The sequence below is a fragment of the Ureibacillus sp. FSL K6-8385 genome, from assembly GCF_038593155.1.
In the GTDB taxonomy this organism is placed as follows: Bacteria; Bacillota; Bacilli; order Bacillales_A; family Planococcaceae; genus Ureibacillus; species Ureibacillus terrenus.
Map to the genome: position 1 here is coordinate 958,287 of NZ_CP151968.1, position 12,003 is coordinate 970,289.

At 42.9% G+C, this 12,003-nt stretch carries 12 protein-coding genes; 11 read left to right on the plus strand and 1 reads right to left on the minus strand.

The genetic code is table 11. The features are described from left to right. The first annotated feature begins 12 nt into the window (after window positions 1–12). From NST62_RS04630 to NST62_RS04665, 8 genes are all read left to right on the plus strand, one after another. A complete protein-coding gene (locus tag NST62_RS04630; protein WP_141600977.1) occupies window positions 13–1,317 on the plus strand; it encodes a pyrimidine-nucleoside phosphorylase in 1,305 nt (434 codons plus the stop codon). A 222-nt stretch (window positions 1,318–1,539) separates the two neighbouring features. Beyond that, entirely contained in the window at window positions 1,540–3,261 is a 1,722-nt protein-coding gene (gene sulP / locus NST62_RS04635; RefSeq protein ID WP_141600976.1) for a sulfate permease, read from the plus strand. 493 nt (window positions 3,262–3,754) lie between these two features. Further along, window positions 3,755–4,105, plus strand: coding sequence for an anti-sigma F factor antagonist (gene spoIIAA, locus NST62_RS04640; protein ID WP_141600975.1), 351 nt, complete (start codon window positions 3,755–3,757; stop codon window positions 4,103–4,105). After that, the gene (spoIIAB, locus tag NST62_RS04645) at window positions 4,098–4,541 is read left to right on the plus strand and encodes an anti-sigma F factor (RefSeq protein ID WP_141600974.1); all 444 of its coding nucleotides are present in this window, start codon (window positions 4,098–4,100) and stop codon (window positions 4,539–4,541) included. Before spoIIAA ends, spoIIAB begins: the two co-directional genes overlap by 8 nt. A gap of 97 nt (window positions 4,542–4,638) precedes the next feature. After that, complete coding sequence (locus NST62_RS04650) at window positions 4,639–5,430, plus strand: SigF/SigG family RNA polymerase sporulation sigma factor (protein ID WP_141600973.1); 792 nt, start codon at window positions 4,639–4,641, stop codon at window positions 5,428–5,430. Next, on the plus strand, window positions 5,427–6,881 hold the full coding sequence (locus NST62_RS04655; protein WP_141600972.1) for a spore germination protein: 1,455 nt from the start codon (window positions 5,427–5,429) through the stop codon (window positions 6,879–6,881). The genes NST62_RS04650 and NST62_RS04655 overlap by 4 nt, the downstream gene beginning before the upstream one ends. A gap of 192 nt (window positions 6,882–7,073) precedes the next feature. Beyond that, window positions 7,074–8,387 (plus strand): diaminopimelate decarboxylase, encoded by a 1,314-nt coding sequence (lysA, locus tag NST62_RS04660; RefSeq protein WP_141600971.1) that lies wholly within the window; start codon window positions 7,074–7,076, stop codon window positions 8,385–8,387. A gap of 218 nt (window positions 8,388–8,605) precedes the next feature. After that, window positions 8,606–8,974 carry a GNAT family N-acetyltransferase gene (locus NST62_RS04665; protein WP_141600970.1) on the plus strand — a complete coding sequence of 123 codons (369 nt, stop codon included), beginning with the start codon at window positions 8,606–8,608 and terminating at the stop codon, window positions 8,972–8,974. Window positions 8,975–8,998: 24 nt separating this feature from the next. On the opposite strand, the gene NST62_RS04670 is transcribed toward NST62_RS04665, so the two are convergent. After that, on the minus strand, window positions 8,999–9,469 hold the full coding sequence (locus tag NST62_RS04670; protein ID WP_141600969.1) for a DUF309 domain-containing protein: 471 nt from the start codon (window positions 9,467–9,469) through the stop codon (window positions 8,999–9,001). Between the two features lie 55 nt (window positions 9,470–9,524). Between NST62_RS04670 and NST62_RS04675 the strand changes: the two genes are divergently transcribed. The 3 genes from NST62_RS04675 to NST62_RS04685 are packed head-to-tail and all read left to right on the plus strand — an operon-like array spanning window position 9,525 to window position 11,868. Next, complete coding sequence (locus NST62_RS04675) at window positions 9,525–10,304, plus strand: segregation/condensation protein A (protein WP_141600968.1); 780 nt, start codon at window positions 9,525–9,527, stop codon at window positions 10,302–10,304. Then, window positions 10,291–10,878: an SMC-Scp complex subunit ScpB gene (gene scpB, locus NST62_RS04680; protein ID WP_141601066.1), complete on the plus strand. Its 588-nt coding sequence runs from the start codon at window positions 10,291–10,293 to the stop codon at window positions 10,876–10,878. Before NST62_RS04675 ends, scpB begins: the two co-directional genes overlap by 14 nt. Next, window positions 10,879–11,868 carry a D-alanyl-D-alanine carboxypeptidase family protein gene (locus NST62_RS04685; protein WP_342463182.1) on the plus strand — a complete coding sequence of 330 codons (990 nt, stop codon included), beginning with the start codon at window positions 10,879–10,881 and terminating at the stop codon, window positions 11,866–11,868. Window positions 11,869–12,003: the final 135 nt, after the last annotated feature.

Sequence of the window (12,003 nt, forward strand, 5' to 3'; positions counted from 1 at the left end):
GGGGGGATTCAGATGAGAATGGTGGATATTATTGAAAAAAAGCGGGATGGCAAGGAACTTTCAAAGGAAGAAATCCGTTTTTTTGTCAATGGATATACGGAAGGGGCCATCCCTGATTATCAGGCGGCAAGTTTTCTTATGGCCGTATACTTTCAGGATATGACGGAACGCGAACGGACCGATTTGACAATGGCGATGGCGGAATCAGGGGATACGATTGATTTGTCGGAAATAGAAGGAATCAAGGTGGATAAACATTCGACCGGCGGCGTGGGGGACAAAGTGACTCTTTGTTTGTCCCCCATGGTGGCCGCCTGCGGGGTTCCCGTCGCGAAGATGAGCGGCCGCGGATTGGGGCATACAGGCGGAACGATCGACAAATTGGAATCCATTCCGGGTTTTCAAGTAGAACTGTCAAGCGACCGGTTCATCCGGCAGGTCAATGACATCAAATTGGCGATTGTAAGCCAAAGCGGCAATCTGGCACCGGCGGATAAGAAAATTTATGCCTTAAGAGATGTGACAGGCACTGTTCCAAGCATCCCCCTTATCGCCAGCTCCATCATGTCCAAAAAAATCGCGAGCGGTGCTGATGCGATTGTATTGGATGTAAAAGTGGGAGAAGGGGCATTTATGAAAACGGTGGAAGAAGCGGAAGAGCTGGCCCATGCCATGGTGGCAATCGGCAACCGGGCGGGAAGAAAAACGATTGCGATTTTATCCGATATGAGCCAGCCTTTAGGTTATGCCGTAGGGAATGCCCTGGAAGTAAAAGAAGCGATTGATGTGCTGAAAGGAAGAGGCCCGAAAGATGTAACCGATCTTTGTTTGACGATCGGCTCATACATGGTGCTTTTGGGCGGCAAAGCCCAAACCATTGAAGAAGCAAGAACGAAACTGAAAAAGGCGCTGGACTCCGGTGAAGCATTGGAAGTGTTTAAAAGATTTGTGGCGGCCCAGGGGGGAGATCCGTCCTTTGTGGATGACCCGTCTTTGTTGCCGCAGGCGCATTATAAAGTGGAAGTTCAGGCGGAAAAGTCCGGATTTGTGAAAAAAATAATCGCCGACGAAATCGGGCTTGCCGCGATGCTATTGGGGGCCGGCAGGGAAACGAAAGATTCGGAGATAGATTTGTCGGTGGGCATTGTATTGAATAAAAAGGTTGGGGACTATGCAGAAAAAGGAGACTCATTGGCAACCGTCCATACGAACAAGAAAAATATAGAAGAAATCATTGAAAAAATATCTTCCAATATCATCCTTTCAGAGGAAAAGGGGGAAGTCCCTTCTTTAATAAAAGAAATCATTGCAGAGTAATGAGGGCAACAGCTTTTAGATGGTTTTCAGGAATGTCCCAAAAGAGCGAACGATAAAATATTTCCGTTCGCTCTTTTTTTTCTTTTTGAAAGATTCAATTATTTGAATCATCAAAAAAGATTGATATTTTGTCAGAAAAACTGTGACAAAATTATGAAAATTGTATATTATAAAACTTAATAAAGAATTTTTCGCACATAAAAAAGAAAAAGAAGGGGTAACATGGATAAGATTTTGCGGGGGAGATTCGAAGGATATTCATTGAATTCTTTCAAACGGGATGTAGTTTCGGGGACAATTGTCGGAATTGTGGCGATTCCATTGGCGATGTCATTTGCGATTGCTTCCGGTGTAAAGCCGGAGTACGGAATTTATACGGCCATCTTCGCGGGGATCCTGATTTCGTTGTTCGGGGGATCAAAATATCAAATCGGAGGACCTACAGGGGCGTTTGTTCCGATATTATTGGGGGTTGTTTTGGCATACGGTTACGAAGATCTGCTGCTTGCAGGTCTGATGGCCGGTGCCATGCTGATCCTGATGGGCGTCTTCCGGTTGGGCCTTTTGATTCAATATATTCCTAGGCCTGTGACCATCGGTTTTACTGCAGGAATCGCGGTGATCATTTTTTCCGGACAAATTGCCAATTTTCTCGGCTTGCAAGGTTTAAAACAGCATGAACGTTCTATAGATAACATGAGGGAAATCGCGTCCCATTTGCATACAATCAATATCTATAGCATTACGGTTGCGGCAATCTGCCTGGCCGCCATCCTCATCACCCCAAAAGTGCTGCCGAAAGTGCCGGGGCCGCTTGTGGGCATCATCGTTTCTTCCGTTGTTGCGGCATTATTTTTCAATGGACAAGTTGCCACAATCGGAACCACGTATGGCGAGATACCGAACCGTTTGCCTCAATTCAGAATACCGGAGATTACGGTGGACCGGATGATTTCACTTTTGGGGCCTGCGTTTGTCATCGCGATGCTGGGGGCAATCGAGTCCCTTCTTTCGGCCGTTGTGGCGGACGGGATGACAAACAGCAAACACAATTCCAACCGGGAATTGATTGGACAAGGCATTGCCAATATGGTGACGCCGCTTTTTGGGGGAATTCCTGCAACAGGAGCGATTGCCCGGACTGCAACCAACATTAAGTTCGGCGCCGCGTCGCCTCTTTCCGGTGTCATTCATGGGGTTTTTGTTCTGATCACTTTGCTGATATTCGCGCCTTTGGCATCGCACATTCCTTTGGCGAGTCTGGCGCCCGTTTTGATGGTCGTTGCCTGGAATATGAGTGAGCGGAAGCATTTTAAGCATGTGTTGAAACTGAAATCGGGGGATTCGCTCGTTCTCATCATCACATTTTTGCTCACTGTCTTAACGAGTTTAACGATTGCCGTCATCGTCGGATTAATGCTCGCAGTTCTTTTGTTCGTAAAACGGATGAGCGACATGCTGATTGTGTCAAAAGTGTTGCCGGACCATAAAAATAACGGGAAAGTTCAACCGCATATCGTAAATGAGACGCGGGACTGCCCTCAAATCAGCATTTATACCATCGAAGGTCCATTGTTTTTCGGGGCTGCCCAGACTTTTGAAGAGAGGATTTTAAAATCGATTCATTATCAGCCGAAGATTCTTATTCTCCGCATGGGCAAAGTGCCTTTTATTGATGCGACGGGCGAGGCATATTTGAGAAATATTGTAAAAAATTTCAAGGCCCAGGGCGGACGCCTTCTTGTGACAGGGGTGCAGCCGGGGCTGAAAATCCTTTTGGATAAAAGCGGATTGACAAAAGAAATCGGAGAAGAGCATTTTTTTGAACATACGGGAGAAGCCATCAACTACGCATTAGGCAGCGTCAATCGAAATCATTGCATCGGTTGCAAACATTTCGCTTTCCGGGAATGCGAAGAATTATCTGCGACAAAAATCAGTTAATGAAGAATATAGGACTTAATGGCCAAAATTTGGCCATTAAGTCTTTTTGTGTTTAAAATTCTTCCTATTTTTCCATACTAAAGCTGATAAGGTAATGCCTTATTAACTTTTCAATTGTTTCATGATGATAAAGGGGCGTTTTAATTATATCGGGTTGCACTGCAAAAGGGATTATGCGGGAGGCGATTTGCATTTTTGCAATCTTCCATCACCGTTTTTGGAACTCCACTATCGCTCTGAACATTTATTAAGAATCGCCGTTTCCGTGAAGAGCTTGCAATCCGTTCACTGACTCCTCGAAGGCTCCAACTTTCCTCAAGCTCGTCAAATCTTGTGCAGGATGGGTGGTGGATGAGGTACGTGGAACCGGTAAAAAACATCTGAAAAGATTGTCGTATTTTTACTAGTTTCAACGAATTTCTTCTACTATTGTCAATTGAAAGGATTTTAGACGGGCTGTGTGGAAATTGCGAAGGGAGGAGGCGAATAACGGATGAATTATGAAATCAATATGGAAAATGATATTGCCATTATCCGCCTTTATGGCGAATTAGATCATCATGAAACGGAAAAAATCCGGACGGATATTTCGAAAACGATATTAAAAGGAAATTTGCACACAATTATTTGGAATTTAGAGAGATTGAATTTTATGGATAGTTCAGGTGTTGGCCTCATCTTGGGCCGCATGAGGGAGTTGAGTGCGGTCAACGGACGTACCATTATTTTAAATCCTTCCAATACAATGAAAAAAATATTTCAATTTTCGGGGTTAGGAAAGTATGTGATGGAGGGAAAAGAAGAAGAGGCTATTTTATATGCAAGGGGGATTGTGAATGGATAACGAAATGACACTTTCATTTGTTGCATTAAGCGAAAATGAAAGCCTGGCAAGAATAGCGATTACAAGTTTTGTGGCACAATTGGATCCAACGATTGATGAACTTTCCGAATTTAAAACGATTGTTTCAGAAGCTGTGTCCAACGCAATCATTCACGGCTACGATGAGGATGGCAAAGGGATTGTGACAGTTCATGCGGTCCGGGAAGGGGATGTTGTTTCGGTAGTTGTGAAAGATGAAGGAAAAGGAATTCCTGATATTAAAAAAGCCATGGAACCTTTATACACGACGAAACCGGATATGGAAAGGTCCGGCATGGGCTTTACAATCATGGAAAGCTTTGCCGATCATCTTCAAGTGGAGTCAGAACCGGGAGTCGGCACAGTGGTGACGTTTTCCAAAAAATTTCACTCGATGAAAATGAAACAAATCTCCTGAATCCTGGAATGGTTTTCTTCACCTTTGATTTGAATATCAGGAATAATTTTCGAATTGGATGCCAATATATTTAGAGGTATTGGAAGAAGTAAGGGGGATGAGGACAATCGAACAGCCGTCCAATGTATTGACGCAGGAAAAGATGCGGGAATTGATCAAACTCGCACAAGCTGGTGACATGGAAGCTCGCAAGCAAATGATTGAAGGGAATACACGGCTTGTTTGGTCGATTGTTCAACGCTTTGCTTCTAGAGGGGTAGAGCTTGAAGATCTATTCCAAATTGGTTGCATCGGTTTGATGAAATCGGTGGATAAATTTGATCTATCATACGATGTAAAATTCTCAACCTATGCGGTGCCAATGATTATTGGAGAAATACAGCGATTTTTAAGGGATGACGGAATGGTGAAAGTAAGCCGTTCCATCCGTGAGTTGAACTATAAAATTCGACAAGTTACCGATGAGTATTTAAAGACCAATGAGAAGCCGCCTTCAGTCTCCGAATTAGCAGAAATGCTTGGTGTGACGCAAGATGAAATTCTGATGGCAACCGATGCTATGAGAGATCCGGCTTCCCTCCATGAGCAATTGTTTGAATCGGAGGGGGATTCCATTACTTTGATGGATCAAATGAAGGATGAAAAATCGGAATTGCCGTTTCAGTATATTTCATTAAAAGAAGTCCTGAAAAAGCTGGATAAACGGGAACAAGCCATCATTTACTTGCGCTATTACCTGGATTTGACCCAGACCGATATTGCTGAAAGGCTTGGTATTTCCCAGGTGCAAGTCTCGAGGCTGGAAAAGAAAATTTTGGCCCAATTGAAGCAATGGATGGATACATCCTCAAATACAACAAGAAAAACGAAAAAGACGGTGAATAAATGACGAACAGAATTTTTGCATCATTAGAAGAAGCAAAAGAGTTTTTATATTCAAAATTTGGAAAAGACGAATCTTTCGATGTTTGCATCAAGGAAGTTCATGTAAAAAATTTGCCGGTGCTATGTGCGTATATAAGCGGCCTTGTTGACGGTGCGACGCTTACTGTCCAGTTGACACCGCTTTATTTTGATAGCGATGAAAAGCAAGGGAATCCGGTGAAAGAGGATGATACTTATTTTGACAATATTTTCAATTTTTACGGCAAATCGGAACCGAAAGACCGGGATGAATTTCTGCTTGGCATCCTGAGCGGCCAGGTCGGCTTTGTTACCCGGCAAGGCTATGCTTATTTGACCGAGCTCAGAAATTATCCCGGACGTCAACCCGAAGAACCGGATAATGAAAAAGTCATCCGGGGTTCCCGCGACGGTTTTGCCGAAAACATCATGTTCAATACGGCGCTCATTCGCAGAAGAATCCGGAGTCCCGAGCTACGCTTCGAATTGTATAAAATCACTTCTGATGGAAAAACCGACGTAGCAATTGCTTACATTAAGAATATTGTGAATGATCACCACTTAAAATGGGTGAAGCAGAGGCTCGAAGAAATCAAACATGATGGACTGACGATGGCCGACAAGTCGTTGGAAGAGTGGCTGTTTAAGCAAAGATTCCATCCGGTTCCATTCGTCCGATATTCGGAGAGACCGGATATCGTCGCCGCTCACCTCCTTGAAGGCCATATTGCCATCATTGTCGACACTTCTCCGTCGGTGATCCTACTTCCGATCACCATTTTCCATCTAATGCAACATGCCGAAGAATACCGGCAATCCCCTCTAGTCGGATCTACTGTAAGACTTTTGCGTTATAGCGCAATTCTGTTAAGTTTGACATTAATGCCGATTTGGTATTTGCTGGCCACACACGAAGAATATTTGCCGGATGCCCTTCAATTTATCGGCGCAAGAGAGAAATCGAATATTCCGCTATTGTTTCAAGTTTTCATCGCCGATTTGGGGTTGGAATATTTGAGAATTGCCGCCATCCATACACCGACGCCGCTATCCACCGCAATGGGATTGGTAGCGGGTGTCATCATTGGGCAGATCGCAATCGACGTCGGTTTATTCACACCTGAAGTCGTACTTTATTCAGCTGTGGTGGCTATTTTCACTTTTGCCATTCCAACATTCGAATTGAGCGTTTCCATTAAATATTTCCGCTTTATCGTGCTGGTATTGACGGCATTATTTGGCCCAAGCGGATTTTTCATCGGCTTCTTCATCATTTTTTCCTATTTCTGCGCGCTTCGGCCGATGCAAATTCCTTATTTGTGGCCGCTTGTACCATTTTTCCCGAAGGCTTTCCTGAGGGTGTTTATCCGTTTTCCAATGGCCGACGATGCACTCAGACCGTACATTGTCGGAGCGAAGCGGAGAAAACGGGCCTAAATCCAGTTGCGAAAGCGCTGAGCCTATGTTAAAGTTCAAACATAATAACTTTATTAGTGCGGCTGTCCATGTCGAAATTTTCAATCTTTATATGGAAAAAAGCTTCCCTCAATACGCGGGATTGAAGGGGGCGGAAATGGAACGCTCCCTTTTGGCATGGACAGCTGAATAAAATATGACGGAGGGGAATCTATGAATTTACACGGAACACAAACCATCGGAGAAAATGGCCATTTACATATTGGCGGTGTGGATACGGTAGAGCTTGCAAAAGAATACGGAACGCCACTTATTGTTTATGATTTGGAACTGATCAGAAATCGAGCGCGCGCTTTCAGGGATACTTTCCAAAAGCATGGCGTGAACGCGCAAGTGGCTTACGCTTCAAAGGCTTTCTCCTGCATTGCAATCTATCAATTTATGAAAGAAGAAAATTTATCACTGGATGTTGTATCAGGCGGGGAATTATATACGGCGTTAAAAGCGGATTTCCCGGCAGAACGCATCCATTTCCATGGAAACAATAAATCCTACGATGAGCTGCTTCTCGCTTTTGATGCAAAAATCGGCTGTATCGTCGTCGACAATTTCTATGAAATTGAGTTGCTAAAGGAAATTTCTGAATCCCGTAAACAATCAATGAATATACTATTGCGCGTCACTCCGGGAGTAGAGGCCCATACCCACGATTTCATCACGACGGGCCAGGAAGATTCCAAATTCGGCTTTGACTTGAATAACGGCCAGGCAGATGAAGCTTTTCAACTAGTTGTCAATCATGAATATTTAAATTTACTAGGTTTGCATTGCCACATCGGTTCACAGATTTTCGAGACGGACGGCTTCAGTTTGGCTGCAAGCAAATTGATCGAAAAAATCGGTGAGTGGAACAAAAAATACGGCTATGAATGCAAAGTTCTCAATTTAGGAGGAGGCTTCGGCATCCGTTACACCGAAGAAGATCATCCCCTTGAACCGCATGTATATGTAGAAGAAATGGTAAAAACAGTGAAGGAAGAAACATCAAAACGCCAACTTCCAATGCCGGAAATTTGGATCGAACCGGGCCGCTCTTTGGTCGGAGATGCCGGAACAACCCTATATACGATCGGTTCCCGGAAAGTCGTTCCGAATATCCGCGAATATATTGCCGTTGACGGCGGTATGAGCGATAATATCCGCCCTGCATTGTATGATGCAAAATATGAAGCGGTGATCGCGAATAAAGCAAATCTTCCTAGAAATTGCACTTATACAGTAGCAGGAAAATTATGCGAATCCGGTGATAAGCTGATCGTGGACGCTCCTCTTCAAAAAGCGGAACCGGGCGACATTCTTGCCGTTTTCTGTACAGGTGCTTACGGCTATTCCATGGCATCCAATTATAATCGCGTACCGAGACCGGCGGTAGTTTTTGTGGAAAACGGAAAACATCAATTGGCCATCCGAAGAGAAAGTTACGATGACCTCATCTTAAATGATATGGAATATCAATTAAATAAGTAATTCAGGTGAATCAATCGTGAAAATTTCCAAATGGAAGTTGCTGGGTATTATAATAGCTTTTTGTTTAATATGGGCTTTTGTTTACATTTTTTTAATAATCCCTTTACTTCAGTAGAGGGATAAATTTCCTGATTTTTGGATGGAGTTTGATTCTTGACTTGAAATCGTGTACGATAAAATCAGAAATTCGTATGCGAAAGAAAACGAGGGAATGTTACATGTTAGTTCGTTATAAAAAATCACTCGAGAAAATAGCGATGGGTTTGCTTTCGTTTATGCCGCAGGAGAAGGACGTAAAAAAATTGATGGAAACAATGCATTCTTATGAACAAGAAGACAACTGGCAATTATATTTATGGAAAAACAATGATGAGTATGTCGGCATAGTAGGCGTTGTTGTCGAAGATTCTGTTGCAACCATTCAGCACATCACCGTTGTCCCTTCCTACCGGGGAGAGGGAATTGCCAAAAAAATGTTGAAGGCATTAAAAGATTCCGGGGAATATACAGAAATCCGGGCATGTGAAGAGACAGAACCATTCGTGAATAAATGCTTACATAGCTTGCAAGAGGCAGACGGAAATTAACGTCTGCCCTTTCTTTTTCCCTTCTTATTTTTGAATATCTATACGATTTCGCAGCATATGTTTATGAAGAAGAAATTGAGGGGAAACCGGCGGAAGGGACTTGATTTTTTCGTTTATTTTTTCCTCCAGGACCGGATTGGCCACTTGAATTGGAAAAGCTTTAAAAGGTTTATTTTTTTCAATTGCGTCAAGCGCTTTTAAACAATCGTTACATAATCTTTGAAAATCGATATAATCAAAAAATGGGTGGTTTCGGTTCGCTATGAATTTTTCATAAGCTCTTCTTAACATTTTCGATGCACCGCGAAAGTTGTTTCTGCGCCAATGGTAGAGGCCTGTTGCCAATTGGATGTACCCTGTGAGGGGATGTTCTTTTTCTTTTGGCGCGATTGTCTTCCAATAATCCTCTAAAACTTCGTGACATTCAAAATAATCTTGATTACCATTGAAATATGCGCAAAAATCGATAAATGACGGATGCAGCAGGGGATGCATTTTTTCATAACCTCATTCCTATTGTCATTTTATTAAGATTCAAGGTGTGTGACATATGTATGAAGTAAAATTGGATGCCTTTCAAGGACCGCTAGATTTATTATTGCATTTAATTCAGCGGTTGGAAATCGATATATATGATATTCCGATGGCGGAATTAACCGCCCAATATATGGAACATGTACGGGCCATGCAAGTGTTGGAGCTGGAAGAAGCAAGCGAATATTTAGTGATGGCGGCAACTCTTCTTGCCATCAAAAGCCGGATGCTTTTGCCCGTTCATGAAGGGGAGATGGAAGAATCGGAATTTGAAGTGGAAGAACCGGATCCCCGGGAAGAATTGGTGCAAAAATTGGTGGAGTATAAAAAATTTAAAGAGGCTGCAAATGAATTGAAAAAGTTGGAGGAAAACGCTCCGGAAAATTTCACAAAACCGCCTAGCGATTTGTCTCCATTTATGCAGGATGAACAGCTGACATTGTTTAATCCGGATGTCAATGTTTACGATTTGCTGTATGCTTTCCAAAAAATGCTGAGAAGAAAACAGTTAAGAAAACCATTGAAAACAACAGTAAAAAAACAGGATATTCCGGTCAGAGAGCAGATGTTTAAAGTGGTGGACGTGCTAAAACAAAGAGGCGGCAAATCCAGCTTCTTTGAACTTTTTCCATATGAAGACAAGTCAACCTTGATTGTAACCTTTCTGTCTCTTCTCGAACTTATGAAACGCCAAGTTGTTTACGTCGAACAAGAAAACAATTTTGAAGATTTAACCGTAATTTTGCAGAAGGAGGAACTATTGGGTGAACTCGAAGATATTGATGAGCAGGATTGAGGCTCTTCTATTTGTGGTAGGGGATGAAGGATTGACGGTCAAACAACTTGCGGATTTATTGGATGTGGGGGAAGTGGACATAGAAGCCGGGTTGAGCGAGCTGAAAACCTGCTACGAAAATAATCCGGCATCCGGGCTTACCATTAAACAATTGGCGGATACATATTTATTAACAACAAAACCAGAATTGGCAAATACAATCAAAAAATTGGTCGAACATCCAAATAGCCAGGTATTGTCTACAGCTGCGTTGGAGGTGCTTGCCATCATCGCTTATAAACAACCGATCACAAGGGCCGAGATCGAAGACTTGCGCGGTGTAAAAAGCGAACGTCCAATACAAACTCTTGTTTCCAGAGGACTCATCCGGGAAGTCGGACGGGCGGAGGGAACAGGACGCGCGATTCTTTACGGCACGACAAAAGAATTTCTTCATTATTTTGGTTTATCCGATTTATCGGAACTCCCTCCGCTGCCGGAAGAAGAGTTTGAAGCAGAGCAAGAACAAACAGATCTCTTTATGACAAAATTCCAGGAAGTGTTTCAAAATGAAAATGCTAAAAGGAGTGGCTAAGTGAAATTAGCAAAGTTTGCGATTGCTTTTGCTGTTTCAGTGACTTTCTATTTTTTGTTTCAGCAAGTTGCAAAGGCTTCTTATGTTGTCATTGATGCGGACACGGGAAGAACGCTGATTGGGAACAACGAGCATGCGAGAATGCCCATTGCAAGCCTTACAAAAATTTGGACTGCCCTCGTTGCCATCGAGAACAGCGATTTGGATGACGAAGTGGTCATTTCAAGGGAAGCCGCCATGAGTGAAGGGTCTTCCATCTATTTGGAGCCGGGTGAAGTGGTGACCGTCGAAACATTGCTGTACGGTCTTATGCTCCGTTCAGGAAACGATGCGGCGTACGCGTTGGCGGAACACGCAGGAGGGTCTGTCGAAGGATTTGTTGATTTGATGAACGAAAAAGCCATGTATTATCGGCTGAATCAAACGTATTTCACCAATCCGTCGGGTCTGCACCATGATTTGCATCTGTCCAGCGCTTATGACACGGCCCAGATGTTGCGGATCGCTTTGGCAAACAAAGATTTTTATAAAATTGCTTCCACAATCCAATATAAAAGCAATACGAAAAACGGAACGGTTTGGCTCAACAAACATCGTCTGCTCCGAGAACAGGTCGGCGCGGTGGCAGGAAAGACAGGTTTCACCAAAGTGGCGGGCAGAACACTCGCAACGTATTTTGAAAGAGATGATGAACGGATTATCGTCGTAACATTAAATGAAGCCAACGATTGGCAAGTACATAAACAACTTGCGAATCAGGTGTTCGAAGAATATGATGTGAAAACGATTGTAAGAAAAGGGAAATATAAAGCCGCAAATAATGTAACCGTGGAACTGAAAAAGCCGATCAAATTGCTGATTTCAAACGAAGAAGAGGATCAATTGCGGCATGTCCTGCATGTTTCAAGGAACAAAGATGTGAAATATGGAATCTGGCATATATTTTTAAACGATGAAAGCATTTATTCTGAAAAGGTTACGCTGAAATAATTATTTTATAAAGCTGTCCGGTCGGATTGGTTTTCGGACAGCTTTTCATTTTGAAAAGCGAGTGATTTTTCTTTAATATTAAGACAAAATATGACATAATTTTCATCAGGTAAAAAGGTTCTCAATGATTGGGTA

Coding starts and splice junctions, on each gene's coding strand:
- NST62_RS04630 (WP_141600977.1), top strand. CDS start 13: ATGAGAATGGTGGATATTATTGAAAAAAAGCGGGATGGCAAGGAACTT.
- lysA (WP_141600971.1), top strand. CDS start 7,074: ATGAATTTACACGGAACACAAACCATCGGAGAAAATGGCCATTTACAT.
- NST62_RS04655 (WP_141600972.1), top strand. CDS start 5,427: ATGACGAACAGAATTTTTGCATCATTAGAAGAAGCAAAAGAGTTTTTA.
- NST62_RS04665 (WP_141600970.1), top strand. CDS start 8,606: ATGTTAGTTCGTTATAAAAAATCACTCGAGAAAATAGCGATGGGTTTG.
- NST62_RS04650 (WP_141600973.1), top strand. CDS start 4,639: ATGAGGACAATCGAACAGCCGTCCAATGTATTGACGCAGGAAAAGATG.
- spoIIAB (WP_141600974.1), top strand. CDS start 4,098: ATGGATAACGAAATGACACTTTCATTTGTTGCATTAAGCGAAAATGAA.
- spoIIAA (WP_141600975.1), top strand. CDS start 3,755: ATGAATTATGAAATCAATATGGAAAATGATATTGCCATTATCCGCCTT.
- scpB (WP_141601066.1), top strand. CDS start 10,291: ATGAGCAGGATTGAGGCTCTTCTATTTGTGGTAGGGGATGAAGGATTG.
- NST62_RS04675 (WP_141600968.1), top strand. CDS start 9,525: ATGTATGAAGTAAAATTGGATGCCTTTCAAGGACCGCTAGATTTATTA.
- sulP (WP_141600976.1), top strand. CDS start 1,540: ATGGATAAGATTTTGCGGGGGAGATTCGAAGGATATTCATTGAATTCT.
- NST62_RS04670 (WP_141600969.1), bottom strand. CDS start 9,469: ATGCATCCCCTGCTGCATCCGTCATTTATCGATTTTTGCGCATATTTC.